Origin of the sequence: Accumulibacter sp., assembly GCF_036625275.1 — a bacterium.
Classification (GTDB): Bacteria; Pseudomonadota; Gammaproteobacteria; order Burkholderiales; family Rhodocyclaceae; genus Accumulibacter.
The window spans coordinates 1-24,404 of the sequence record NZ_JAZKUD010000061.1; the positions used below are offsets into that span (position 1 = coordinate 1).

Annotated in this window: 24 protein-coding genes; 13 read left to right on the plus strand and 11 right to left on the minus strand. The window is 63.9% G+C overall.

The features are described 5' to 3' along the window. Positions 1 to 259: 259 nt before the first annotated feature. Both V5B39_RS16000 and V5B39_RS16005 read left to right on the plus strand, forming a co-directional pair. Positions 260 to 2,032 carry a vanadium-dependent haloperoxidase gene (locus tag V5B39_RS16000; RefSeq protein ID WP_332343863.1) on the plus strand — a complete coding sequence of 591 codons (1,773 nt, stop codon included), beginning with the start codon at positions 260 to 262 and terminating at the stop codon, positions 2,030 to 2,032. A 77-nt stretch (positions 2,033 to 2,109) separates the two neighbouring features. After that, positions 2,110 to 2,307: a hypothetical protein gene (locus V5B39_RS16005; RefSeq protein WP_332343864.1), complete on the plus strand. Its 198-nt coding sequence runs from the start codon at positions 2,110 to 2,112 to the stop codon at positions 2,305 to 2,307. A gap of 275 nt (positions 2,308 to 2,582) precedes the next feature. Here the strand turns inward: V5B39_RS16005 and V5B39_RS16010 are convergent, their stop codons facing one another. The 6 genes from V5B39_RS16010 to V5B39_RS16035 form a co-directional block, all read right to left on the minus strand. Continuing rightward, positions 2,583 to 3,494: a ketopantoate reductase family protein gene (locus V5B39_RS16010; RefSeq protein ID WP_332343865.1), complete on the minus strand. Its 912-nt coding sequence runs from the start codon at positions 3,492 to 3,494 to the stop codon at positions 2,583 to 2,585. A 192-nt stretch (positions 3,495 to 3,686) separates the two neighbouring features. Beyond that, positions 3,687 to 4,079, minus strand: a complete 393-nt coding sequence (locus V5B39_RS16015; RefSeq protein ID WP_332343866.1) for a VOC family protein — start codon at positions 4,077 to 4,079, stop codon at positions 3,687 to 3,689. Positions 4,080 to 4,538: 459 nt separating this feature from the next. Continuing rightward, a complete protein-coding gene (locus tag V5B39_RS16020) occupies positions 4,539 to 5,012 on the minus strand; it encodes a GNAT family N-acetyltransferase (RefSeq protein ID WP_332343867.1) in 474 nt (157 codons plus the stop codon). Positions 5,013 to 5,327: 315 nt separating this feature from the next. Next, a complete protein-coding gene (locus V5B39_RS16025; RefSeq protein ID WP_332343868.1) occupies positions 5,328 to 5,534 on the minus strand; it encodes a hypothetical protein in 207 nt (68 codons plus the stop codon). A gap of 84 nt (positions 5,535 to 5,618) precedes the next feature. Beyond that, a complete protein-coding gene (locus tag V5B39_RS16030) occupies positions 5,619 to 5,852 on the minus strand; it encodes a hypothetical protein (RefSeq protein WP_332343869.1) in 234 nt (77 codons plus the stop codon). Then, positions 5,842 to 5,973, minus strand: coding sequence for a hypothetical protein (locus tag V5B39_RS16035; RefSeq protein ID WP_332343870.1), 132 nt, complete (start codon positions 5,971 to 5,973; stop codon positions 5,842 to 5,844). Before V5B39_RS16035 ends, V5B39_RS16030 begins: the two co-directional genes overlap by 11 nt. Positions 5,974 to 6,538: 565 nt before the next feature. Here V5B39_RS16035 and V5B39_RS16040 point away from each other — a divergent pair. The 7 genes from V5B39_RS16040 (at position 6,539) to rpoS (ending at position 14,529) form a co-directional block, all read left to right on the plus strand. Further along, the gene (locus V5B39_RS16040; RefSeq protein WP_332343871.1) at positions 6,539 to 7,642 is read left to right on the plus strand and encodes an efflux RND transporter periplasmic adaptor subunit; all 1,104 of its coding nucleotides are present in this window, start codon (positions 6,539 to 6,541) and stop codon (positions 7,640 to 7,642) included. Positions 7,643 to 7,652: 10 nt separating this feature from the next. Continuing rightward, positions 7,653 to 10,772, plus strand: a complete 3,120-nt coding sequence (locus tag V5B39_RS16045) for an efflux RND transporter permease subunit (protein WP_332343872.1) — start codon at positions 7,653 to 7,655, stop codon at positions 10,770 to 10,772. Between the two features lie 68 nt (positions 10,773 to 10,840). Then, positions 10,841 to 10,990, plus strand: coding sequence for a hypothetical protein (locus V5B39_RS16050; protein WP_332343873.1), 150 nt, complete (start codon positions 10,841 to 10,843; stop codon positions 10,988 to 10,990). Between the two features lie 197 nt (positions 10,991 to 11,187). Beyond that, positions 11,188 to 11,931: a 5'/3'-nucleotidase SurE gene (gene surE, locus V5B39_RS16055; RefSeq protein WP_332343874.1), complete on the plus strand. Its 744-nt coding sequence runs from the start codon at positions 11,188 to 11,190 to the stop codon at positions 11,929 to 11,931. Next, positions 11,928 to 12,590: a protein-L-isoaspartate(D-aspartate) O-methyltransferase gene (locus V5B39_RS16060; RefSeq protein WP_332343875.1), complete on the plus strand. Its 663-nt coding sequence runs from the start codon at positions 11,928 to 11,930 to the stop codon at positions 12,588 to 12,590. The genes surE and V5B39_RS16060 overlap by 4 nt, the downstream gene beginning before the upstream one ends. Continuing rightward, entirely contained in the window at positions 12,587 to 13,582 is a 996-nt protein-coding gene (locus V5B39_RS16065) for a peptidoglycan DD-metalloendopeptidase family protein (RefSeq protein ID WP_332343876.1), read from the plus strand. The genes V5B39_RS16060 and V5B39_RS16065 overlap by 4 nt, the downstream gene beginning before the upstream one ends. A 2-nt stretch (positions 13,583 to 13,584) precedes the next feature. Next, positions 13,585 to 14,529: an RNA polymerase sigma factor RpoS gene (rpoS, locus tag V5B39_RS16070; RefSeq protein WP_332343877.1), complete on the plus strand. Its 945-nt coding sequence runs from the start codon at positions 13,585 to 13,587 to the stop codon at positions 14,527 to 14,529. Positions 14,530 to 14,550: 21 nt separating this feature from the next. Here the strand turns inward: rpoS and mltB are convergent, their stop codons facing one another. The 4 genes from mltB to V5B39_RS16090 are packed head-to-tail and all read right to left on the minus strand — an operon-like array spanning position 14,551 to position 19,464. After that, positions 14,551 to 15,564, minus strand: a complete 1,014-nt coding sequence (gene mltB / locus V5B39_RS16075; RefSeq protein ID WP_332343878.1) for a lytic murein transglycosylase B — start codon at positions 15,562 to 15,564, stop codon at positions 14,551 to 14,553. A 25-nt stretch (positions 15,565 to 15,589) separates the two neighbouring features. Then, the gene (locus V5B39_RS16080; RefSeq protein WP_332343879.1) at positions 15,590 to 17,551 is read right to left on the minus strand and encodes a transglutaminase TgpA family protein; all 1,962 of its coding nucleotides are present in this window, start codon (positions 17,549 to 17,551) and stop codon (positions 15,590 to 15,592) included. Beyond that, positions 17,548 to 18,510 carry a DUF58 domain-containing protein gene (locus V5B39_RS16085; RefSeq protein ID WP_332343880.1) on the minus strand — a complete coding sequence of 321 codons (963 nt, stop codon included), beginning with the start codon at positions 18,508 to 18,510 and terminating at the stop codon, positions 17,548 to 17,550. The genes V5B39_RS16080 and V5B39_RS16085 overlap by 4 nt, the downstream gene beginning before the upstream one ends. Positions 18,511 to 18,528: 18 nt before the next feature. Further along, positions 18,529 to 19,464, minus strand: a complete 936-nt coding sequence (locus tag V5B39_RS16090; protein ID WP_434735708.1) for an AAA family ATPase — start codon at positions 19,462 to 19,464, stop codon at positions 18,529 to 18,531. 110 nt (positions 19,465 to 19,574) lie between these two features. On the opposite strand from V5B39_RS16090, the gene V5B39_RS16095 reads away from it, so the two are divergent. From V5B39_RS16095 to V5B39_RS16110, 4 genes are all read left to right on the plus strand, one after another. Beyond that, complete coding sequence (locus V5B39_RS16095; RefSeq protein WP_332343881.1) at positions 19,575 to 20,501, plus strand: histone deacetylase family protein; 927 nt, start codon at positions 19,575 to 19,577, stop codon at positions 20,499 to 20,501. Positions 20,502 to 20,640: 139 nt separating this feature from the next. After that, positions 20,641 to 21,519: a 4-hydroxy-tetrahydrodipicolinate synthase gene (gene dapA, locus V5B39_RS16100; protein WP_332343882.1), complete on the plus strand. Its 879-nt coding sequence runs from the start codon at positions 20,641 to 20,643 to the stop codon at positions 21,517 to 21,519. Positions 21,520 to 21,533: 14 nt separating this feature from the next. After that, positions 21,534 to 22,670, plus strand: a complete 1,137-nt coding sequence (gene bamC / locus V5B39_RS16105) for an outer membrane protein assembly factor BamC (protein WP_332343883.1) — start codon at positions 21,534 to 21,536, stop codon at positions 22,668 to 22,670. A 93-nt stretch (positions 22,671 to 22,763) separates the two neighbouring features. Next, entirely contained in the window at positions 22,764 to 23,531 is a 768-nt protein-coding gene (locus tag V5B39_RS16110) for an MBL fold metallo-hydrolase (protein WP_332343886.1), read from the plus strand. A gap of 64 nt (positions 23,532 to 23,595) precedes the next feature. On the opposite strand, the gene V5B39_RS16115 is transcribed toward V5B39_RS16110, so the two are convergent. Beyond that, positions 23,596 to 23,925, minus strand: a complete 330-nt coding sequence (locus V5B39_RS16115; protein ID WP_332343884.1) for a hypothetical protein — start codon at positions 23,923 to 23,925, stop codon at positions 23,596 to 23,598. Positions 23,926 to 24,404 lie beyond the last annotated feature (479 nt).

The window sequence follows — 24,404 nt, forward strand, 5'->3', positions numbered from 1 at the left end:
GGTCGCCGATCGGCGCCGTGACACTCAACCCGGAGCGTGACGAAATCGTCTCCGCGGCCACCGCTAGCGCAGAAAGTATGCGTTTGGCAACATGAACTCAGGCGACAACTACCTTGACATTCACCGAGGATGTACGGGTTGCCCCGAAAGGTCGTTGTCTTCGCGAATTGACGGCTGATAACTGCTCGCCACTCTTACCCGGCGGACAAATGAGATTGATTCGTCCCCGACAAATTTTTCGCCGACAATCCGATTACCTATGGCTGACAAACCTGCGCCACGGCGCACGCTCCGTGACGGCAGTGCCTGCCTGGCTGGGAGCATACCGGCGCGCGTGCGCTGGCTCTGCACCGGCTGGCTACTGGTGGCTGTCTGTGCGGTGACGCCGCGCATCCTGCTCGCCGACGCCACGCTGCCGCCGGCCTCATGGCCGCGCTGGCTCGATGCCTCCCCGGCCAACACGCCGCTCGCCGACGATGATGCCACCGGCGGACAGCGGCTGGTTGACGTCGCATTCGCCGGTTCACAACGCCGGGCTCGGTTGCCGGCGCGTGCCGTGGCACCCGTCGATGCCGTTGCGGTGTACTGGAATGACGTGGCGCTGGCGCTCGTGGTGAAGTATCAGCTCAACCCGTTGCGCGCGGCGCGCATGCTCGCGCACGTACACGCGGCCGGTCACGACGCGTTGGCGGCACTCGCACAGGCGGGCGGCGAGCCGCGGACGCAGTTGGTGGCGCTGCACGTGGCGTCGGCGACCGTGCTCGCCCATTTCTTCCCGCGCGAACCGCCGGATCAGCTACAGGCGATGGCCATCGCCGCGCTGATGCCGCTCGTCACCGGGCCTGCGGGAATGCTGCCTCCGCACTTTCAGCACGCTGAAACAGTCGCACGCGCGACAGCCAACGCAGCGATTCGGCGCGCGCTCGACGATGGCGCCGACGCTGTCTGGGAGGTGACGCAGCGTCCTCCGCCAACGCCGGCGACCTGGCGGGCGGCGCCGCCACTGGACCTGTATCAGCCGGTCGAACCGCTCGCCGGCCAGTGGCGGCGCTGGCTGCCCACGGCGGCCGACGATCTGCGACCACCGCCCCCCCTGCCTTACGACAGCGCTGCGTACTGGAACGAAGTCGACGAACTGCTGCGCGTCGCACGCATGCTGAGCGACGCGCAAAAGCGCATTGCCGACGACTGGAACCTCGACCGCGGCTCGCTGACGCCGCCGGGCGTGTGGAACCGCAAGGCGGTCGAACTGATTCGCCAGAACGGCTTGGGCAGCGCCGAGGCCGTGCGCGTGCTGGCGACGCTCAACGTGGCCATCGCCGATGCGCTCGTGGCATGCTGGGAGACGAAATTCACCTACTGGACGGTGCGCCCAGTCAACGTCATTCGCGAGCGCCGCGACCCCGATTTCCTGCCCTATCTGCTGACGCCGTCGTTTCCCGGTTATGTCTCCGGGCATGCTACGGTGTCCGGCGCCGCGGCGTCGGTACTGGCCGCGTTCTTCCCGCGGCATGCGCTCGAACTCGACGATTGGGCAGAAGAGGCCGCCTTGTCCCGGCTGTATGGCGGCATTCACTGGCGCCACGAGAACGAACAGGGCCTGCGCCTGGGTCGCTCGCTTGCCCGCCGCGTGCTTGCGCAGGCGCAGGTGGCGATGCTTGTGCCCCGGAAGGGCGGGCGATCTCCCCACTCGGCACGATTCAATAGGCGAGAAAAGCGGGCCGGCCGATGGTCGCGCCGCAGCGCGCCCGCACGGCGATCACCAGCCCACTCGCCGGCGCGTCGGCGGGCAGCCTGGCGCGCTGGTCCGCCAGCGCCTGACGATAGAGAAGGCGGCCATCACTGGCGGCATAAGCATGCAGCTCATAGCTCTCGGCGCCGACTGTGGGTGACCAAGCGAGCACCTGACGGCTGCTGTTCAGGCTCAATCCGGCGAGCGGGCAACTCGCTCGCGCATCGACCTGGAAGCGCAATTCTGCGGGTGGCGATTCCGTTGCCGCTTCCCGACAGCGGCTGTACAGGCGGACGATGACCTGCGCCGTGCCGTCGCTCAATGGCAGCGCGGGTACGAAACGTGTCGCTTCGACCCAGGTGTCAAAGTGCGCATACGTGCGGCCCTCCGCCTCCCGGCTGTGCAGCGACAGCCGGTACGCGCTTGCCTCGGCGACACCCTGCCAGGCGATCTCCGGTCGCAAGGTGGACATCACCGCGCGTGGCGCCGGGTTGACGAACACCGGTGCCGGGCACGACACGTCAGCGGCAGCGCTGGCGCCCGTAAGCAACGCCGCCACTGCCGTCGCGGGATGAAAAGGTGACATCGGGGTCCACTGCCAAACGGGCATGCGCTTTCGCATTCTTGATGAGACACGTATTGTGTTCCGCATGTCGATGGAGGTCAAAAACTGCGTAAACTTGGCGCAGCCAAAAAACCATGCACGGAAATTGCCGAGCTGGATTCGCGTCAAAGGCGGGCGCCGGCCCGGCGTAGATCTCCCCTCCCCACTCGCGAGGGAGAGGGAAACGGCCATGACCTTCATGATCGGGGGTGCCTGGAAAAGTCATGACCGTTCGACCAATCAATGTTAACGCGAGTCGGGCCAATCGGCCGCGCGTGCTTCCAGCAGCCGCACTAGGGCATGCAGTACGCGATTGACCGGCGTGGCGATGCCCAAGGCTTCGCCCCGGCGCAGCACGTAGCCGTTCAGGTGATCGATTTCGCTGCGCTTGCCGCGCGCCACGTCGTGCGCGGTGGAGGATTTCTGCGTCGCCATCGAGCGCGCGATGCCCGCTACTGCGGCGCGGGTGTCGCCCGGCACCATGACACCGTCGGCCTGCGCCACGGCGAGACATTCAGCGACGATGTCCGCCATCACGCCGGCGATGCCTTCGCCCGGCGCGATGCGACCGTAGGGCAACTGGGTGATCGCCGACAGCGCGTTGTAGGCACAATTGATGATCAGCTTGGCCCACAGTGCGCCGGCGACGTTGTCCGAAACCTGCACCGGCACGCCGGCGGCGGCGAACTCGGCCACCACCTCGGCACTTCCGGTGAAAGGCCCGATCACCAGCTCGCCGCGCCCGTGGTGGCGCAGGTGGCCCGGCCCCGCCATCTCGGTGGCGACATACACCACCGCCGCATGCACCGGTCGCCCCAGCGCCGCCTGCAGGCGTTCGGCATTGTCATAGCCGTTCTGCAGGCTCAGCAGCATGACATCATCCGCAAGGTGCGGCGCCATCTCCGCAGCAGCCTGCAGGGTGTCGGTGGACTTCACGCAACACAGCACCATGCGTGCGCCCGCGACGCCGGCCGCCTCGGTGCTGGCCGCGACCCGTACATGCTCCTGGAAGCCCAGCGTGTCCATGTAGAGACCGTCGCGTGTGATCGCCTCGACATGCCGCGGCCGACCGATCAGCACCACTTCGCGCCGCGCGCGCGCCAGCATGCCGCCGTAGTAGCAGCCGACCGCACCGGCACCCAATACCGCTGTTCTCATCGCAATCGCTCCTCAATATGCCCTGCCTGTCCCGGCGGCAGGCCATGCATACCGGAGGCGGGACACGGCATGGCAAACGAGATCTTTGACGCGGTTCATGCGAGACGCACGATACGTTTCTCCGAATCCGGTTACTTCGCTGAAGACATGCCACGAGCAATCCAACGGGGAGGTTACCGGCTTGGGGACGGCTCACATGGAGTGGAAACCAATCATGTTGCCCTCTGTGTCGCGAACCAGCGCGATAAAGCCGTGCTCGCCAATCGACATTTTTTCTTTCACCACCGTTCCGCCATTTGCCTCAACGCGTGCGGCTTCCACAGCACAGTCTTTGCAGCCAAAGTAAACCAATGTGCCGCCACCCGCGGAGGGAAAGCCATCCATCTTGACGAGCATGCCGCATGCACCATACGAAGTTGGCGCGGTGGATTTGTCGGAGGGGAATGCCCACATTTCCATGGTCATGTCCGCCGTTGGCGCGGGCATTTTTTCAAGTTTGAGGTCAAGCACGGCTTCGTAGAAGCGCCTGGCTCGCGACATGTCCTGGACATAAATCTCGAACCAGACAACGGGATTGTTCTGCATAAGGTTCTCCTTGGTCAATTGGAAGCGATTCAGCGGGTGTGAATGAAAGTGTTGGGAAGTACCGATGGCTCCCCTCCCCCCTCGCGGGGGAGGGGTTGGGGGAGAGGGGGTGTCCATGCCCTCGCAGATGTCAGCAGAGCAGACTGACCGCTTTGGCGATGTGCTGTCGCAAGGATTCGACAAATTCGTGTGCAACGATGGCCCCTCTCCCCCAACCCCTTCCACGGCCCGCGATGCAGCGCGGGCCGTGGAACGAAGGCGGGGTTCCGCGGAGCACTGCTCCGCGCCGCCGCAGCCGGCCCGCGATGCCGCGCGGGCCGTGGGATGGGTCGGGGGGCGAGAGGGGGAATTCGCGGAGCATGCTCCGCGCCCATCGAGCGATTCCGGCGTGCAAGCCGGAATGCGCCCGGCAAGGGAGGGAAACGGTCATGACTTTCATGATCGGGGGGCCTGGAAAAGTCATGACCGTTCGCTACGGCGGTGCGTCAACGTCGGCTGGAGCGCCTTGTCGGGCGCGATTTTCTCAACGAAGTGCAAGCTTGTCATGGTCATTCCTTCACGCTCATAGAACCGGTGAGCCACCTTTCTTTGGATTCCGGAATCCAGATGCAGTTGTTCGCAGCCTTCCTGTGCGGCTAGTTCTTTGAGCCATGATAGCAACCTGGCACCATGCCCCTTTGAACGTTGCCCGGAAAGGGTGACCAGATCATCGACGTACAGGAAACGCCCCCACGCCAAATTTTCACCGATCCGAAAGCCGGCCACGGCGACCACACCATTGGGCTCTTGAACGTAGGCGAGCCGATACCCCGCGCTTTCCTGGCCACGAACACGGGAAAGAAATTGCTCCTCCGCGAGGTGAGGGCGAAGTTCCCACATGACGGGATAACAGGCCGCAATTTCGGCATCGGTCGTGGCAATGTGAAGGCTCATGGTTGATTGGTATGGCACCCAACGTGCAAGGTCAGGGTAAGCGTTCAGCTTATCCCCCTGGACGCGCGCGGTCGCACTGTTTTTTTGAGAGGCAACAACTCGTCAAATCATACCATGATGCCAGCGGTCTGTTCGACCCCTGCACTGCTCGACTGCGCGCGCCTCTCCAGCGCCAGGCACAGACCAGTGCAGACGTATGCCCGTGCGCGTCATCCGTCCAGAAGCGGCGGCGGACAGCACGATTTCCTGCCAGCGACCAAGAGGCGAAACACCTGCCCCGCTTCGCCACGAGAGCCGGGCAGCCCTACCGGGGAATCAATCCCATCCCTCGCATACCATCTGCTCCTCACTCATGAAGCATTCGCCAGAACCAGCCGCTGCCCTGGCAGGAGCATGCGCCGGTTTCTCCCTGGCTTCCAACTCCATGGATTCCAGATCCACTGGTGAACATTGTTCCGGCATCAGCCACGCACTCATGATGCGCAAACGCGCTCCCGCCATAACCTCTTGGATCGTTAACATGGTTTTCTCCTGTCGAGCGACTTTAGGTGCCGAAAGGCCGGCACGCATTACCTGGAGACAATCTCAGCATGTTAAATTTATCACTTAAATTAGTGACCTATTCAATTTTTTGTGCTTACGTAGGGCATACAGGTGCAGCGCCTTGCCAGGCCGCAGGCCGCGGCCGGCGAAAGGACGCAGGACAGCAAAATCGCGTTCTGGATGCTCTGGCAGCAGGGAGAAATCCGGCAGCAGACATCGATCGCTGTCCACGCCGGAAAGCTGCTGGCGAACGGCGCCGGACAGCCGCAGCGTGTCGGCAGTCGATTCAGCAAGCACACGCTGGGTAGGCGCTGACCCGGTCGCGCCGTTTGTGGCGAGTACCGATGCCGTGGTCGCGCATCAGGCGATCGACCCGTTCCTTGAACCCGGCCGTGTAGGCCTGCTTCGGCCTCTTCATTTCCTGCCTGCCAAAAGTAACGTCGATTTTAGGTCACCCTGGGCAGACGAAATTTCGGGGGAAGCTCAATCTGCAGCACACCGGCCTGATGACAGCCCGATCCCGCAGGTGGGGGGTGTTCCTGCCGGTGTTCATGTCAGGCCCTCTCGTCGCGTCACGCGGCGGCATTGCGGCAGGCGGCGCGGGGTTTTGCCGCTGCCGGCGGCGGCCCGGGCGTGGGTGGCGCAAGGGCTGTGCGTTCAAGGCTGGCGGACATGGCGCGTTCTCCTGGGAGGGCAGACTGGCTGTCGTCGCACGCCGTTGCGCGATGGCGCCCGCTGCGGGTTGCCTGGGTCTGTCGAGTTCCACGAGCGTGCTTGCTGAATGGCCATCCGTTCATGCTGGCGATCGAATACGTCACGAGCTGGATATGGTCGCTGCGGACGGCGAAACGGATGGCCATGGGAACCCCGCTTTGTGGTGTCGGCATGATCGCGCATGTCGATACGGTAACATGTCGCCTCCCGACGGAAACATCCCTTGCCGGCCGCCGTTCACGAGACGGCGGGCCGCCAGAGAACAGCTCATGAACAACAACAATCACCGTTCTGTTTGCCAGTTCCAGGTGGCCGCGCTTGCCACGTTGACTTCCCTCACCATTCTAGTGACGTTCCCGCCGGTCGCGCACGCCGCGTCGGTGAAGGAATCACCCCCATCCGCATCGTCGCCGACCCATGTCGCAGCCCATGTCGAACTGCGGCCGTTGAAGACGGTGGTTGTGCATCCGCAGCGCGACGTCGCGGCGACGGTGAACGCGCGCAACGAGTCCAAGCTCGCCGCCGAGGTGGCGGGTGTGGTGCTGCGCTGGAGCGCCGATACCGGCGTCCGAGTGCGGCGCGGCGAGGTGCTCGCCGAGATTGATCCGGCCGACTATCGCCTGGCGCTGGCGCGTGCGCGCTCGGCGGCGGAAGCGTCGGCGGCGCGCCTGAAGCTCGCCGAGGCGCAGTTGCAGCGCTCGCAGTCGCTGGTCGAGAAGGGCTTCATCTCGCAGGAGGGGCTGGCGCAGAAGGAAACCGAGGTCGCGCTGATGCGTGCCGAGCTGGCTTCAAACCGGGCGCAGCAGGCAACGGCGGCGCGGCAGCTCGCCAAGACGCGGTTGCGCGCGCCCTTCGACGCCGAGGTACGCGAGCGCAAGGGGCAGATGGGTGAAAACGTCGCCGCCGGTACCGTGCTCTACGTGTTGGTCGAAGCCGGTGCCAGCGAGCTGGCGGCCAGCGTGTCGCCGGCCGACGTGGCGGGCCTGAAGATCGCGAGCGAGCTGCACTTCGAGGCGCAGGGCGTGCGCTACCCGGTGCGCCTGCTGCGCGTCGGTGCGACGCTGTCGCCGACGGCGCGCACGCAGGAAGCCCGCTTCGCCTTCACGGGCGCGCCGCCGCCTGCGGGCAGCGACGGTCGACTGGTCTGGAGCGACCCGCAGCCGCACCTGCCGGTGGCGGTGATCGTGCGCCGGGGTGCGGCACTGGGCGTTTTTGTCGCCGAGGGTGACCAGGTGCGCTTCGTGCCACTGCCCGGCGCGCAGGAGGCACGCGCAGCGGCCGTGCCGGCCGGCCTTGCCGATACGGCGGCGATCGTCGTCGGCGGTCAGGCGGCGCTGCAGGACGGCATGGCGATTCGCGCAGCCCAGCACTGAGGTCGGTGCGATGAAATTTTTCCGCCTGCTGCTCGCCAACCACCCGCTGGCGAACATCCTTTTCGCCGTGGTCATGCTGCTCGGTCTCGTCAGTTATGTGACGATGCCGCGCGAGCAGGACCCGGAGATCAACTTCAACTGGGTCAGCATCACCGCTACGTTGCCAGGAGCGACCGCCGAGGAGGTCGAGCGCTTGATTGTCAATCCGCTGGAGGATGGCATCAAGGGCGTCGCCGACGTCCGCTTCGTGATCTCGAACGCGCGCGAGAACGTGGCGACGATGCTGGTGCGCTTCCGCGAGATCGATCAGCGCACTTTCGACAAGCGCATGAACGACCTGCGCCGCGAGATCCAGAACAAGCACAGCGGCGAATTGCCGAAGGAGGCGAAGGAACCGGGCATCATCGAGATCACCACCTCGAACGGTTTTCCGACCGCCTCGCTGCTGCTGCTCGGCCAGGCCGACGACGAGACGCTGCGCGCTACCGGGCGGCGCATCCAGACCGATCTGGAGCGGCTCTCCGGCGTCGACAGGGTTTTCGCCACCGGCCTGCGCGAACCGGAGATTCTGGTCAGCTTCCGACCCGAGGCGCTCGCTGCACGCGGCCTCACGGCAAGCGATGTCGCCGACTCGCTGGCCGCGTGGTATCGCGATGTTTCCGGCGGCACGCTGAAGACGAAGGAAGGCGCCTGGTCGGTCAGCGTCACCGGCGTGACGCTCGATCCGCAGCAGCTCGAGGGCGTGCCGGTGCAGGCCGCCAGCCGGCCGGGTGTCACGGCACGGCTCTCCGAGTTGGCGCGTATCGAGCGCGCGCGCGCGACGGCGACCAATTACGCGACCAGCGACGGCCGCCCGGCGCTGCTTTTCGCGGTGACCAAGAAATCGGGGGTGAATACACTGCAGCTCGTCGAGCGGCTCAAGGATTACATTGCGCGGCAGAACCCGCTGTTCGCAGCCAGCGGGCTCTCGCTTGCCGTCGCCGACGACCAGACGGTGCCGACGCGCGAGGCGGTCGGCGTCATGGAAACCAATGCGCTGTTCGGTGCCGTCCTCGTCTTCGCCATCTGCTGGCTCTTCCTTGGCTGGAAGATTGGCGTACTGGTCACGGTCGGCATTCCGTTCTCGCTGCTCGGCACCTTCGCCGTGCTGGCGGCGATGGGGCATACGATCAACGTCTCGGTGCTGCTCGGCGTGGTGATCGCGCTCGGCATACTGGTCGACGACGCGGTGGTCATCGTCGAGTCGATCTACTACCGCATCGCGCGTGGCGAGGACGCCCTCGAGGCCGCGGTGGCCGCCGTGCGCGAAGTCGGTGCGCCGGTGATTGCTTCGGTGGCAACGACGATGGCCGCCTTCCTGCCGCTGATGCTGCTGCCCGGCATCGTCGGCAAATTCATGTTCATCATTCCCTTCGTCGTCGCGCTGGCGCTGGCAATCTCGCTCATCGAAGCCTTCTGGATGATGCCGGTGCACGTCGTCGCCTGGAAGCTGAAGGTCGACACGAGTTCGCGCATGCAGGTCTGGCGCGAGCGCTTCAACCGGCGGCTGCGCTTGCGCTATGGTCAGGCGCTGGCCTACGTGCTGCGCCGGCCGAAGCGTTTTTTGGTACTTTCCGCAGGCATTGTTGTCGGTGCCGTCGCGCTGCTTGCGATCGATGCTGTGCGCGTGCAGTTCTTCGCTTTCGACCCTTTGCGTGTGCTCTACGTGAACGTCGATATGCCGGCCAGCGCCTCGCTCGAAGAGACGCTGGCCGAGGTGCAATCTGTCGAAAAGACCGTGCGCGGGCGTCTGCACGGTATCGGCAGCGAGGGTGAGGCGCGTGCGGTCTATGGCTACGCCGGCCTGAAGTTCACCGAGAATGACGCCCTTTACGGCGACCCCTACGGGCAAATCGCCATCTCGCTCAATCCGAACCGCGAGGGCGCGCGCGGGGTGAACGAGGTGGTCGAGCAGATGCGTGCCGACATCGAGGCGCTGCCGGGAGCGGGCCGCAAGAGCTTCACCGTGCTCTCGGGCGGGCCACCGGCCGGCAAGGCGATCAGCGTCAAGGTGCGTGGCGACGACCATGCCGAGGTGCAGGCCGGAGCCGACGCGCTGCTCGGCATTGTGCGCGCCATTCCCGGCACACGCGATGCGCAGGACGACCATGTGCCGGGCCGGCCGCAACTGTCGTTCCGGCCCGATGCCGAAGCACTCCGCAAGGCGGGCCTTTCGGCGGCACAGGTGGCGCGGCAGGTCAGGCTGGCGGTCGATGGCGAAGTGCTTGCCTTCACGCGCGACGGCGGCGCCAAACTCGAAGTGCGCGTACGTTCCGGGCGCTACCCGCGCGAGCGGCCGGAGGCGCTGCTCGATGAACCGGTGATCCTGCCCGATGGCCGCATGACGCGGCTGGGCGCGCTGGTCGAAACGGAAGTCAAGAGCGGGCGCGGCTTCATCCGCCACTACAACTTGCGGCGCACGATTACCGTGGAAGCCAATCTCGACAAGACGGTGATCGACACCCCGGCCGCCAACGCGCAGATCAAGGATGACTGGGAAAAGATCCGCGCCCGGCATCCGAATGTCGACCTCGATTTCTCGGGCGAGCTGGAGGACATCGAGGAAAGCCTCAATGCGATGAAGGTGCTGTTCCTGCTTGGCATCGGGCTGATCTACCTGATCCTCGCTACGCAGTTCGTCAGCTACTGGCAGCCGCTAATGATCCTCGTCACCGTGCCGCTGGCGTTTGCCGGCGTGATCTACGGGTTGACGCTGACCGGCAATCCGCTCTCGCTTTACACGCTTTACGGCGTCATCGCGCTGACCGGCATCGCGGTCAATTCGGCGATCGTGCTGATCGACGCGGCGAACGACCGCATGCGCCACGGCATCGGCACCCTCCACGCGATCATGGAGGCGGCGCGCCGTCGCGTGGTACCGATCCTGATCACCAGCACGACGACGATCGGTGGCATCTTCTCGCTCGCCGTCGGCCTTGGCGGGCAGAGCCTGCTGTGGGGGCCGGTCGCCGGTGCCATCGTCTGGGGGCTGATGATCTCGACGCTGTTGACCCTGTTCGTCGTGCCGCTGCTCTATCTCGGCTTCATGCGCGGGTGGCAAAGGCCGCGCGTGCCGCCATCGACGCGGTGATTCGGCGTTGCCTCGTTTGCATTGGGCAGGCTCTGACTGCCCACCATTCGTACCCTGCCGGCGCCCCGGTGGTGATCGTCGACACGCGCAAGCATTCGGAGCGCGCGGGCGACATCGCGCAGGTGCCTGCACCGGGCGCCGATCTCGCGGCTTTCGTGCCCAGAACCCTGGTCATGGTGCACGTCGACGCGGCGCGTCATTCTCGGTTTGCAGTGTGATCTGAAGTGTTCAGCGAGGAGCCGGGGCGGTTATAATGGACTCCTGCTTGGTCGTGCCAAGGGTACTGTTGGCCGGTGCCGCAGGGCACCTTTGCCGGCAGACTGGTGAGGAGCTGCAACGCAGCTCCATCGATGCTGAAAAGGCCGGTCCCTCGCCGGTTTATTTCCCCCGTGTTCGTTGATGTTCGTGGAGTACCATGCGGATCCTGCTCTGTAACGATGACGGTTATTTTGCTCCGGGGATCGAGCATCTGGCGCGCGCGCTGGCAGATGTGGCTGAAATTACCGTCGTTGCCCCCGAACGCGATCGCAGCGGGGCGAGCAATTCGCTGACGCTCGATCGTCCCTTGTCGCTCAAACGCGCCGCCAATGGCTTCTATCACGTGAACGGCACCCCCACCGACTGTGTTCATCTGGCCGTCACCGGCATGCTCGACGGGCTTCCGGACATGGTGGTATCGGGAATCAACATGGGTGCCAACATGGGCGACGACACCATTTATTCGGGGACCGTCGCAGCGGCGACCGAGGGTTTTCTGCTGGGCATTCCATCCCTGGCGATTTCGCTGTGCGGAACACCCGGCGAGTACTTTGCGAGTGCAGCGCAGGTCGCCCGCGACCTGGTCGACATGCTGCGGCGACAGGCGCTGCGCGAGCCGGTCTTGCTCAACGTCAATGTTCCCGATGTGCCCTACGCGCAACTGCGTGGCACCGTTGTCACCCGCCTCGGCAAGCGCCACAAGGCCGAACCGGTGGTGCGCACACTGTCACCGCGCAACGAGACCGTGTTCTGGGTCGGTGCCGCCGGGGCCGCGGCGGATGCCGGCGAGGGCACCGATTTCCACGCAGTGCGCAACCATCTGGTATCGGTGACACCGTTGCAGGTCGATCTGACCCACAACGCGCAGTTGCCGCTGCTGCGCGGGTGGCTGGCCCGATGAACACGCCCAGGACTCATCCCGGTTTTGGCATGACCTCGCAGCGCACGCGCACGCGCATGATCGAGCGTCTGCGCGAACAGGGAATTGTTGACGAAGAGGTGCTGGCGGCGATCGCCGCCGTACCGCGCCATGTTTTTGTCGAAGAAGCGCTGGCCTCAAGGGCTTACGAGGATACGGCATTGCCCCTGGGCTACTCGCAGACGATCTCGCAACCCTATGTGGTGGCGCGCATGATCGAAGCGCTGCGTGCCGGCCGCGAACTCGGCAGGACGCTGGAGGTCGGCGCCGGTTGTGGCTACCAGGCTGCGGTGCTCGCGCAACTGACCAATGAGGTCTATGCGGTCGAGCGGATCGCGCCGCTGCTCGACAGGGCCAGGCTCAATCTGCGTGCAATCAAGGAACTCAAGGTGCGCTTGAAGCACGCCGACGGGCAACTCGGTCTGCCCGAGGCCGCGCCTTTTGATTCGATCATCGTCGCGGCCGCCGCGGCGCGGGTGCCACGCGCCCTGTTGCAGCAACTCGCTCCCCATGGCAGGCTGATTCTGCCCCTGGGTGCGGCGACACAGCAACTGGCCCTGATCGAATTCAGACCGGAGGGTTTTGTCGAAACCCGCCTGGATGCCGTGCGTTTCGTTCCGTTGCTATCAGGAGTCGAATGAAGGATCAAGGGATTTTCCGTTGCCACGCTGCTGCTCTGGCCTTGCTACTCGTTCTCGCCGGTTGTGCCAGCATCACGCCAGCGCCGCTGGATGAACGCAGTGCGGCTGCCAAGCCACCGGCAGCCATTGCCAGCAAGGACATGTACCTCGTCAAAAAGGGCGATACGCTGTATTCCATCGCGCTCGATCATGGGCTGGACTACCGGGATCTGGTGGCGTGGAATGCGCTCGAGAATCCGAATCGCATCCTGATCGGACAGGCGTTACGGGTCAGGGCGCCAGGTTCTGCCGCAGCGGGCGAAGCGGCCGTGGTGCGGCCGATTGGTACCGTCGCAGCGGTCGAGCAGCGCCCGCTCGGTGCGGGTGCTGGGGCTGCGGTCGCTGCAGCTGGCGACACTGCGCTCAAGCGGGAACCGAAGGCGGGCAAGGAAGCCTACTCGGAGCAGGCGCTGGCGCGGGCGCAAGCGCAGCCGAAAACGGCCGAGCCGGTCGTGGCCATGGCTACCGTGACCAAGGCCGAAGCCAAGCCGGAGGCTAAACCGGAAACCAAACCGGAAACCAAGCCCGAAGCCAAGCCGGAAGCTCAAGGTGAGGGCAGGACTGGCGATACGGTTGCCGGCGGCGAGGAAATCGCCTGGACATGGCCGGCCAGCGGCAAGCTGATCGGCACTTTCAGCGAGGGCGGCAACAAGGGGATCGATATCAATGGCAAGGCCGGTGATGCCGTGCTTGCCGCCGGTGGCGGCAAGGTCGTGTATAGCGGTACCGGGCTGCGCGGTTACGGCAAGCTGGTGATCGTCAAACACAACAACACTTACCTGACCGCTTACGCGCATAACCAGAGTGTGCTGGTCAAGGAAGGCCAGAGCGTCAACAAGGGACAGAAGATCGCCGAAATGGGCAACACCGACGCCGATCAGGTCAAGCTGCACTTCGAGATCCGACGCCAGGGCAAGCCGGTCGACCCGCTCAAACACCTGCCGCAGCGTTGACCATGTCCGGCGCTTTCGATCCCGATGCCGATTCCTTCACCGACGATCTGGAGCAGCCGGATTTCTTTTTAGAGGAACCGGACCTTGCACCGGGGGGGGGCTCGCCCGAGGCCGAGTTGCTCAATGACGTCACCCAGCATTATCTCAACGAGATCGGTGCCAAGCCCCTGTTTTCTCCGGCCGAAGAGACGGTCTGGGCGCGGCGGGCACGCGCCGGTGATTTCCTGGCCCGCCAGAAAATGATCGAGCACAATCTGCGGTTGGTGGTCAATATCGCCAAGCACTATTTCAACCGTGGCCTGCCCTTGCTCGACATGATCGAGGAGGGAAATCTCGGTCTGATCCACGCAATCGAAAAATTCGACCCCGAGCGCGGCTTCCGTTTTTCGACTTATGCCACTTGGTGGATCCGGCAAAGCATCGAACGCGCGATCATGAATCAGTCGCGAACGATTCGCCTGCCGGTGCATGTGGTCAAGGAAATCAACCTCGTGCTGCGCGCCATTCGCCATCTGGAGGCGGCCAACGGGCGGGAAATCTGCATCGACCAGATCGCCCATCTGATCGATCGGCCGAGCGACGATGTGCGCCGCGTGATGGCCCTCAACGAGCGTATTGCTTCGCTCGACGCCCCCTTGCAGATCGACCCGAGCCGGTCGTATGGCGATGCCCTGGCCGACGAGAGCCTGCTCGATCCGGATGAACTGTTGCAGTCCAACGAGCTTGGCGACTTGCTGAACAAGTGGGTCGGGCAGCTCTCCGAGAAGCAGCGACAGGTTCTGCAACGTCGTTATGGTCTCGCCGGCAAGGAGGCCTGCACCCTTGAAGAAATTGCCTGCGATCTGAATCTGACACGCGAGCGGGTTCGTCAGATCCAGATCGAGGCGCTCGATCACCTGCGCCGTGTCATCCGGCGCGAAGGCGGCACCGCAGACAACCTGCTCTGATGGTTGGCACGCAGGTCAACGTCAACGTGTGCCGATCAGGTTGTCGTGCGCCGTGCGTAGCGCTTCGGCGAGTTGAAAAACCGACATCGCGTAGAAGCTCGATCGGTTGTAACGGGTGATGACGTAGAAATTGTCGAAACCGAGCCAGTATTCGGTGGCCGCTCCCGGAGTGACCAGGTCGATCAGGGCCGCTGTGCGGTCGCCGTCAGCAGCAGCGACTGCGACCACCCCCTCGGCGGCCATCTCGCGCACCGTCAGCGCAGGTTTGATCCCGGTTGCCAGCAATCCGGCCGGGTCGCCGCTGACACTTGCCGGTACGGCCACCGGAGCGCCGCTCTGCCAGCCATGTTGCTGCAGAAAACGGGCCACGCTGCCGATGGCGTCGATGCTGCTGCTGCGCAGGTCGATGCGGTCGTCACCGTCGAAGTCGACGGCAAAGCGGCGCTGGCTGCTGGGCATGAACTGCGGGATGCCGATGGCCCCGGCGTAGGAACCCTTGATTTCGAGCGGGCTGACACCGTTTTCACGCGCCAGCAGCAGAAACTGCTCGAGTTCGCCGCGGAAGAACTCTGCGCGCGGCGGGTAATGAAAGGCGAGCGAGGCAAGCGCTTCGAGGACGCCAAAACTGCCCATGTTCTGGCCATAGACGGTCTCGACGCCGATGATCGCCACGATCACTTCGGCCGGTACGCCATAGATCGCTTGTGCGCGCTGCAGGGTGGCAGCATGTTTTTGCCAGAACGAGAGACCGCCACCGATGCGCGAGCTATTCACGAAGCGCTCGCGATAGCGTTGCCAGGAGCGCTGCTTTTCGGGAAAGGCCGGCGGGCGGATGGCGCGCAGCACCGTGGCGTTCGGGTGGATGGCGGCGAACTGTCGCGTCAGGTGGGCGACATCGAAGCCGTGTTGTTCGTGCATGCCGATGATGAAAGACTGAACCTCCGGTTCTTGGCTGAAACCGGTGCCCGATTGACCGTGGCCAGGCAGGGACAGCAGACAGCCGAGCAGCCCGAGCGTCGCGAATGATTTGTTCAAATCTCTTGTCTCCTTGCGCCAAGCCTCATGACCGTTGTGGTGGCAGGCGGCGCACGCATTGTTGCAGCCGCTCCAGCAGATCTTCACCGCCATGGCGGCCGTAGCGCAGTTGGGCATAACAGCCGGCGGCTTCGCTGGTGAGTGCGGCCAGGTCAGGGCGTTCGCGCGCGACCCTTTGCGCGAAGGCCTGTGGCCCTTCCCAGGCTACGCGGCCGACCCCCCGGCGTGCCAGCTGCGCGCAATAGCGTTGCCAGGCGCGCTGTGCCGGATCGGCGCGACGACGCCGGGGCAGCGTCCAGCATGTGATGATCAGCAGCGCCAGACCACAGAGTATCGCCAGCGACGCCGTCATGCTCTGCCAGTCGGGGTCGCGCAAGCCAGCCCGTGACAGCAGTTCGCGCTGGCGTTGCGGATTGTAACCGAGCACCCATTGATTCCAGCTATTGTTGGCCGCTTCCCAACGGTTGCGTAGCTGGCGCAGCCAGGTTGCGTCGAGCCGGACGATGCTCGGCAGGGGCTCGCCTTCAGGCAGCGCGGCGGCGATTCCCTGTTCGATGCGCGACGGTGCAACCGCCGCCGTTGGATCGATACGCACCCAGCCCTGGCCGGCCAGCCAGATTTCGCTCCAGGCGTGGGCGTCGGACTGGCGGACGGTGAGATAGCCATCGACCGGATTGATTTCGCCACCCTGGTAGCCGGCGACCACCCGCGCTGGAACCCCGGCCGCGCGCATCAGGAATACGAACGCCGATGCGTAGTGCTCGCAGAAGCCGCGCCGTGTGACGAACAGGAATTCATCGACAGCGTCTGCGCCGAGCAGTGGCGGGCGCAGGGTGTAGTGGAAATCTTCCTGGCGGAACATCGAGAGCGCGGCCGCGGCGATTTTCTCCGCTGGCAGCGATTGCCAACTGTTGGCCAGGGCACGCGTGCGCGGATTGATCCGTGCTGGTAGTGCCAGTGCCTGTTGCAGAATGGCCGGCGCCTCGACGCGGTTGGCATGATAATCGACCGCCGAAACGAACGATATGCGGGTGCGGGCGCGCAGCGGTTCGCGCGCCAGGACTTCGAGGGTGGGCGCCAGCGAACTCTCGGGTGGCAGGCTGGTGGCGACATCGAGTGCCAGCAGCCAGCGCTGGTTGTGCGCTTCGAGAATGCTGGTGTAGGCGTAGGCCGTGCCGCTGGTCTCGATCGTCGGTGCCGGCTTCGGTAGCCTGGTCGGCGGCGTCGTGGTTCGCCAGGTCGCTCCGTCATAGCTGTCGAAGACCGGGCCGCGCCAGTAGAGATCGGCCTTTGCCGGTGTCTCGCCAGCAAAGCGGCTGCGGAAGGCGATCGCACCGGACTGGATCAGATGACTGATCGACCCCGGTGACATCTGTTCGGACAGGCCGCTCAGACTGGCACGAGCCTCTTGCGGCACGCCCCAGAGCGGTCCCGTGACACGCGGGAAAAGCAGATAGAGGATGAACATGAAAGGCAGGGCCTGCAACAGCAGGCGGGCGGCTTGCCGGGCAGTCGCCATGACTGGCTGGGTGCCGCCATGCAGGCTGATCAGGGCGCCCGTCAGCAGGGTCATGGCGACCAGCAGCCAGAGACCGGTGGGGATGCTCTGCGAGTAGAAATAGTGGGTCAGCAGGAGGAAATAACCGAGCATGACGATGACCAGGGCGTCACGCTGGTGGTGCGTTTCCATCGGTTTGAGCGCCATGAACAGGACCAGCATGGCAACACCGGATTCCTTGCCGAAGAGGCTGTGGAATTGCCAGGCGATGCCCGCGACGCCAGCCATCACCAGCAAGGCCAGCGACCAGCGTGGTGGCAGCGGGCGACGCTGTTGCCACAGCCAGGCGCGCCAGAGCAGGCTGCTGGCGACCAGCAGCGACAGCCACGGCGGCAGGTGCTCGGCGTGCGGGCCGGCGGTCGCCAGCGCACTGGTCAACAGCCAGGGTACGGCGCCGTGTTCGAGTGCGCGTGGCGGTTGGCGGCTCATGATGCCGTTTCACCGTACAGCGCCAGCGCTTGCAGGCAGTGGGTGCGGTGCACGCCCCCCTGCGCCGGCGCGATCTGCCGCCCCGGCAGCGTCAGACCGTAGCGTGCCTGCTGTTCGTCGGCGGCCATCACCCAGCCGGCCAGGATCGACAAGCGGTCTTCGTGGCCGCGCTCGGGCGGTGTCAGAGACCAGTCGAGCCACAGTTCATCACTGGCCCCACCGGCGAACTGCTTGACCAGCAGCCTCTGTTCATCGGCGCAGCGGGCGACCGCTTTCCAGGCAATGTGTCGGGTCGGGTCGCTCGGCTGGCGTGGCCGTAAACCGGCGAAGTCCTCCTGGCCGCTATCGCCGTGGTGGTGATCAGCTTGCGCACCCGGCGATGGCCTTGGCAAGGGGGTGCGTAATGGCCTGGGGTAGACCACGCACGACCAGCACGGGTGCGGGTAGCTCCAGGCCTGAAACAGACCCAGCGGATAGCGCGTGGCGAGCGTTACTCGCCCCGGGTCGAGGCGGCCACGTTTGCTCGTCGCGTAGGGGATGGCCACGGTCACGTTCCCCCGCGCCGGGACATCAACCGTGACCAGCGGCTGCCCGTCAAAGGAAAACTCGAGGGCGCGACGCGGCTCCTTGCGGGCGTTATCCAGTTGCAGCGGGAAACTCGCCAGATCACCGGCAAAAACCGCTTCGGTGCGTCCCGGAGTCAAGCGCAGGTCGAACAGATTGTGAAAGGTGTGTACCATGGCCACCAGACCGAGGCCGGCAAGCAGAAAGATCAGCGCGTGTCCGAGGCTCAGGTTGTAGTTGATGGCGCCGATCAGCATCACCACGAGCACGCCGGCAAACAGGATACCGGCGCCCGTCGGCACGATGAAGATTCGGCGTTGCCTGAGCACGATTGGCAACTGCTCGTCACGTGCCAGTCGGAACAGCCAGCGCTGCAAGGCGGCGAACAGGGGCATCTTTGTGACCCGTGACCGTTAGGCAACCGGTAGTGATCGAATCAGGGCGGCGATATCTTCGTTCCCTGCGTAGCCGCCGCTGACCAGTCGCAAGCGATGACGGGCGACGGCCGGCAGCACCGCCTGCACATCTTCCGGCAGGACCATCTGGCGACCCTCGCTGAATGCCCAGGCGCGCGCCACCGCGAGCAGTGACAGGGCAGCGCGCGGGCTCAGGCCATGCACCAGCCGGACGTCCTGGCGCGTTGCCTCGACCAGTGCTTGCAGGTAATCGAGTAAAGCCGGCGAACTGTAGACCGCAGCCACCTCTTGCTGCATTGCAGCAAATTCGCCCGGACCAAGACAGGTCGCCAGCGTCGGCAACTGTTCGCGCCGGCCACCGCTTTCAAGCAGCGCCCGTTCGGCGTCGTGGTCCGGGTAGCCGAGTTCGATGCGCAGCAGAAAGCGGTCGAGTTGTGATTCGGGCAAGGGGAACGTGCCGATCTGGGTGGAAGGGTTCTGTGTGGCGATCACGAAGAAGGGTTCAGGCAGTGGCCGCGTTTCTCCCTCGGTCGTGACCTGTCCTTCTTCCATGGCTTCGAGCAGGGCACTCTGCGTCTTCGGGGTGGCGCGATTGATTTCGTCGGCAAGCAGCACCTGCGAGAACACCGGGCCGGGGAGAAACTGGAAATGGCTGCTCTCACGGTCGAAGATCGAGACTCCGAGAATGTCGGCTGGCAGCATATCGCTTGTGAACTGGATGCGCGAAAACTGGAATCCGAGTACTCGCGCCAGGGTGTGCGCCAGCGTGGTCTTGCCGACGCCCGGCAGATCTTCGATCAGCAAATGACCTTTCGCCAGAAGACAGCACAGTGCCAGGCGGGTTTGCGTGCTCTTGCCGAGGATCATCGCGTTGGCGGCGGCAAGAATTCTGGTGACCGGGGAGGGTCTCGTCGTCGGGAGCATGGGTGGCATGGCTTGTCGTAGTAGCGCAATTGGGATGATAATAAACTATCAGCCGACAACTCGATTTCCCGCAGCATCCATCGCCTGTGGCGGGGGTTCTCTGCGATAGAAAGGCCATAGTGACCAGCACTGCATTCATCACTCATCGCGACTGCCAATTGCACGACATGGGTTCGTATCACCCGGAAGCTCCCGACCGTCTGACCGCGATCAACGACCACATGATCGCGCAGGGTCTGGATTCCTATTTCGTTTATCACGATGCTCCGCTGGCCACTTTCCAGCAACTCCATCGCGTCCATTCTGCGGCACATCTGGAACGGCTGAAGCGGGCCTCGCCCGAGTTGGGCATTGTGCACCTCGACCCGGATACGGCCATGAACCGGCATACCTGGCAGGCCGCACTGCGTGCTGCCGGAGCAGGGATCAAGGCGGTCGACCTGGTGATGGCCGGTGAAGTCGAGAACGCCTTTTGTGCCGTGCGTCCGCCCGGACACCATGCCGAACGGTCGGCGGCGATGGGCTTCTGTTTCTTCAACAATATCGCCGTGGCAGCAGCCCATGCGCTGGGAGCACATCAGTTGTCGCGCATCGCGATCGTCGATTTTGACGTCCACCACGGCAATGGGACCGAGGACTGCTTCAAGGGCGATTCGCGCGTGCTGATGGTGGGCACCTTTCAGCATCCGTTCTACCCCTACAGTGGTACCGAACGGCCGGCCTTCAACATGTTGAATGTGCCCCTCAGCCGGGGAACCGGCGGTGAGGAATTCCGGAATGTGGTGAGTGATATCTGGATGCCGCGCCTGCGGGAGTTCCAGCCGGAGATGATTCTGATCTCGGCGGGTTTTGACGCCCACTACGAGGACGAGATGGGCGGCCTGAAATTTCTCGAAAAAGATTACGCCTGGGTCACCGTACAACTGAAGCAGCTTGCCGAAGAATGCGCCCAGAAGCGGATCGTGTCGATGCTCGAAGGAGGTTACTCGCTGTCGGCGCTGGCGCGCAGCGTGGTCGCTCATCTTCGGGTTCTGGCCGAAATCTGAGACAGGTGTGCAAGTGCCGGGACGTTCTGTGGGCGGCCATTGTTTTTCGTCGCCAGGGTGTCTTCTTTCGGTTAGAATCCAATGTTCGATTTCCACCGGGAAGACTTCCCGGTAAGTTTGCTAGGCGCCCTCCAAGACCATGATTACCGGATCGATTGTAGCGATTGTCACCCCCATGCATGCCGACGGGAGTCTCGACCTGCCCGGCCTGCGCCGCCTGATCGATTTCCATGTGCAGCAAGGGACCGACGCCATTGTCATTGTCGGTACGACGGGTGAATCGCCGACGGTCAACTTCGAGGAACACTGCGAACTGATCCGTGTTGCCGTTGACCAGGCAGCCGGTCGTATCCCGATGATTGCCGGCACGGGCGCCAATTCGACGACCGAAGCGATCGAGCTGGCGCGTTTTGCCCGCCAGGCCGGCGCCGATGCCGCGCTGTCGGTGGTGCCGTACTACAACAAGCCGACACAGGAAGGGCTGTATCGCCATTTTCGGGCGATTGCCGAGGCCGTCGATCTGCCGGTGATTCTCTATAATGTGCCGGGTCGAACGGTCGCCGATCTGAGCAATGAAACCGCGCTGCGCCTGGCTGAAATACCGAATATCGTCGGGATCAAGGACGCCACTGGCAATATGGATCGTGGCATCGAGCTGATCGCCCGCGCACCCGCCGGTTTTGCCGTTTATAGTGGCGATGATGCCAGTGCCTGCGCCCTGATTCTGATGGGTGCAAGCGGCGACATCTCGGTAGTCGCCAACATTGCGCCACGCCTGATGCACGAGATGTGCGCCGCTGCGCTGGCTGGCGACGCCATCCAGGCGCGCGCTCTGAATGCCCGCCTGCTCGGTCTGCATCGGCAACTGTTCTGCGAAGCGAACCCGATCCCTGTCAAGTGGGCATGCCAGCAACTGGGCTTGATCGACGGTGGGCTGCGGCTGCCGCTGACGCCACTTTCGCCGGATTTTCACGCACGTGTCCGTGCCGCCATGCAGCAGGCGGGCGTATTGGTCTAGGGTCAGGTGGTCAAATGAATCCTGCCGTATCGCGCTGTCTCGCCGCGCTTCTGCTGCTGGCTGGTTGCAGCGGTTCCCTGCTTGAGCCCAAGCGAATCGAGTACAAGACGGCGTCGGCCACCAATGTGCCGTCGCTGGAAGTACCTCCTGACCTGACTTCACCTGCGCGCGATGACCGTTATGCCGTACCGGATACCCTCGGCAAGGGGACAGCGACCTACTCGGCGTACTCCGCAGAACGGTCACCACAGGCCCGGGCGCAGCAGAAGAGCGAGGTTCTGCCGGTCGTCGACCGGGCGCACATCGAACGTTCCGGCAATCAGCGCTGGCTGGTGGCTGCAGGGGCACCGGACAAGCTCTGGGGGCAGGTCAAGGACTTCTGGCAGGAAACCGGTTTCGTGATCAAGCTCGAACTGCCTGATGCCGGGGTGATGGAAACCGACTGGGCCGAGAACCGTGCCAAAATCGAGCAGGATTTCATCCGCAACCTGCTTGGCAAACTGATCGACTCGGTCTATTCGACGGCCGAGCGCGACAAATTCCGCACTCGTCTGGAGCCGGGAAGCACGCCGGGGACGACCGACATCTTCATCAGTCATCGCGGCATGTACGAGATTTACGTGACCGAGGGCAAGGATCAGACCAAGTGGCAGCCACGTCCGGCTGATCCGGAACTCGAAGCGGAGATGCTGCGCCGCCTGATGATTCGCCTCGGAAGCGACGAAAAGCGTGCGACCGAGGCCATTCGGGCTGCACAACAAAAACCCGTCGAGCGAGCACGCCTGGCGCGCGGTGCCGACGGTGCCGGAACCCTCGAGGTCGAGGAATCGTTCGATCGTGCCTGGCGTCGAGTCGGTCTGGCGCTGGACAGGGTGGGTTTCACGGTTGAAGACCGGGATCGTTCCAGGGGCCTTTACTTTGTCCGTTATGTCGACCCCGAAAGTGACAACGAGAAGAAGGGAGACACCTTCTTGTCGAGGCTCAATCCTTTCAAGAGCAGTTCGGTCAACAAGATACAAATCCAGTACCGCATCTTCATTCGTGAAGCCGGCAGCCTGTCGACCGTCCAGGTGCTCTCGCCCGAGGGGGGTGTCGACCAATCCGAGACGGCGAAGAAGATTCTCAATCTGCTCTACGATCAGTTGAAGTAGGGCTCAGCATCATCGCCACAGACCTGGATTCTTCCGAGCAACAGCGATTGTTGGCGCTCATCATTTCGAGAGGCTCCGCGACCTGTACGAATGATCCGTTTCGCATCGCTGGGTAGCGGCAGTCGGGGTAACGCCCTGCTTGTCGAGGCCGGCAAGACGAAAGTATTGCTCGACTGCGGCTTTTCGGCACGCACGGCGACCGCGAGGTTGGCCAGACTGGATGCTGTTCCGGATGAACTGGCCGCGATCGTGGTGACGCACGAGCATGCTGATCACGTGGCGGGCGTTTTTGCCTTCGCTCGAAATTACCAACTCACGGTTTATCTGACGCACGGCACCTATGCCGCAGCGTCGCGTGGCAGGAGCACCTTACCCGCATGCCGGCTGATCGACGGTCATACCTGCTTTGCGATCGGCGATCTTGAAGTACGGCCCTTTCCGGTGCCGCACGATGCGCGCGAACCCGTTCAGTATGCGTTCAGCGACGGTCAGCATTGTCTTGGCGTGCTCACCGATAGCGGCTCGATTACGCCCCACATCGTTGATGTTCTGGGTGCCTGCGACGGGCTGGTACTGGAATGCAACCACGACCAGGCGCTGCTTGCTGTGTCGAGTTATCCGGTGCGGCTCAAGCAGCGCATCGCTGGGCGCTTCGGTCATCTGGAGAACGGTCAGGCAGCAGCCCTCTTGCGGCAGGTCGATACCCAGCGCTTGCAGCATCTGGTCGCGGCACACCTGAGCCAGGAGAATAACCGGCCAGAACTGGCTGCCAGGGCTCTGGCATCGGTTCTGGGCTGCAACGAGGACTGGATCGCCGTGGCCGACCAGGAAACCGGTTTCGACTGGCGGCAACTGCGCTGATCGTGATGTGCACAGGCAAGAAAAAGCCGGCGCAAGCCGGCTTTTTCTTGCCTGGACAGACAGGTTACTTCTTCATTGCGTCCTTGGCTGCATCGGCAGCACCCTGAGCGGCAGCGCCAGCAACTTCTTTGGCCTTGTCGGCTACGGCTTCGGCGGCTGGCTTGGCCGCATCGGCTGGCTTGGCCGCATCGGCTGGCTTGGCCGCATCGGCAGCGGGAGCAGCAGCTGGGGCGGCGGCCGCCGGAGCAGCGGCAGGGGCAGCAGCCGGAGCGGCAGCAGGGGCAGCGGCCGGAGCAGCAGCGGCAGGGGCTGCGGCCGGCTTGGCTTCTTCCTTCTTGCCACAGGCGGTAACAGCAAGAGCGATCAGCGCAGCAACGAGCAGGGAGTTTTTCATAATGGGGTTCCTTATCGACAATAAAATGGTTACAACGAGCCAAAAGCTTAATGGTTGACCGGCGAGCACGTCGACCAACTCATAATTCTAGCATCGATCCGCCGAGCTGACGCCCATTCTTCCAAACTCACACGGCGATCGCTTACGCAAATGTCGCAAACTCTCAGAATATTATTTTAAGTTGCTGTAAATAATCGTTTACATCCAAATTGTTATGACATGAGCTTGCAATCTCCCGGAAAATCGGGTTGACTCCAGGTTTTCAGGAGGACTTCAAATGACCTTGCAGGAAGCGTTTGCAGACGTGAGCGACGTGCGTAGAGGACCGGCATGTCAATGGCGGTCAAGAAGCCTGCGAGCGGTCGAGGCTGTGACCGGGGAGGGACGGTCCGTGGCCGAGACGACTCGGGGTGTTGGGGCGGTTGGGCCACCGATGGTGCGGCAGGAGGGCGCGTCGGAAGGAGCCCGAAGGGCGACTG

Excerpts from the sequence above, each read along its gene's own strand:
- V5B39_RS16000 (WP_332343863.1), top strand. The coding sequence starts at position 260 with ATGGCTGACAAACCTGCGCCACGGCGCACGCTCCGTGACGGCAGTGCC.
- V5B39_RS16010 (WP_332343865.1), bottom strand. The coding sequence starts at position 3,494 with ATGAGAACAGCGGTATTGGGTGCCGGTGCGGTCGGCTGCTACTACGGC.
- V5B39_RS16015 (WP_332343866.1), bottom strand. The coding sequence starts at position 4,079 with ATGCAGAACAATCCCGTTGTCTGGTTCGAGATTTATGTCCAGGACATG.
- V5B39_RS16020 (WP_332343867.1), bottom strand. The coding sequence starts at position 5,012 with ATGAGCCTTCACATTGCCACGACCGATGCCGAAATTGCGGCCTGTTAT.
- V5B39_RS16025 (WP_332343868.1), bottom strand. The coding sequence starts at position 5,534 with ATGTTAACGATCCAAGAGGTTATGGCGGGAGCGCGTTTGCGCATCATG.
- V5B39_RS16035 (WP_332343870.1), bottom strand. The coding sequence starts at position 5,973 with ATGAAGAGGCCGAAGCAGGCCTACACGGCCGGGTTCAAGGAACGGGTC.
- V5B39_RS16040 (WP_332343871.1), top strand. The coding sequence starts at position 6,539 with ATGAACAACAACAATCACCGTTCTGTTTGCCAGTTCCAGGTGGCCGCG.
- V5B39_RS16045 (WP_332343872.1), top strand. The coding sequence starts at position 7,653 with ATGAAATTTTTCCGCCTGCTGCTCGCCAACCACCCGCTGGCGAACATC.
- surE (WP_332343874.1), top strand. The coding sequence starts at position 11,188 with ATGCGGATCCTGCTCTGTAACGATGACGGTTATTTTGCTCCGGGGATC.
- V5B39_RS16060 (WP_332343875.1), top strand. The coding sequence starts at position 11,928 with ATGAACACGCCCAGGACTCATCCCGGTTTTGGCATGACCTCGCAGCGC.
- V5B39_RS16065 (WP_332343876.1), top strand. The coding sequence starts at position 12,587 with ATGAAGGATCAAGGGATTTTCCGTTGCCACGCTGCTGCTCTGGCCTTG.
- rpoS (WP_332343877.1), top strand. The coding sequence starts at position 13,585 with ATGTCCGGCGCTTTCGATCCCGATGCCGATTCCTTCACCGACGATCTG.
- V5B39_RS16080 (WP_332343879.1), bottom strand. The coding sequence starts at position 17,551 with ATGAGCCGCCAACCGCCACGCGCACTCGAACACGGCGCCGTACCCTGG.
- V5B39_RS16085 (WP_332343880.1), bottom strand. The coding sequence starts at position 18,510 with ATGCCCCTGTTCGCCGCCTTGCAGCGCTGGCTGTTCCGACTGGCACGT.
- V5B39_RS16090 (WP_434735708.1), bottom strand. The coding sequence starts at position 19,464 with ATGCCACCCATGCTCCCGACGACGAGACCCTCCCCGGTCACCAGAATT.
- dapA (WP_332343882.1), top strand. The coding sequence starts at position 20,641 with ATGATTACCGGATCGATTGTAGCGATTGTCACCCCCATGCATGCCGAC.
- bamC (WP_332343883.1), top strand. The coding sequence starts at position 21,534 with ATGAATCCTGCCGTATCGCGCTGTCTCGCCGCGCTTCTGCTGCTGGCT.
- V5B39_RS16115 (WP_332343884.1), bottom strand. The coding sequence starts at position 23,925 with ATGAAAAACTCCCTGCTCGTTGCTGCGCTGATCGCTCTTGCTGTTACC.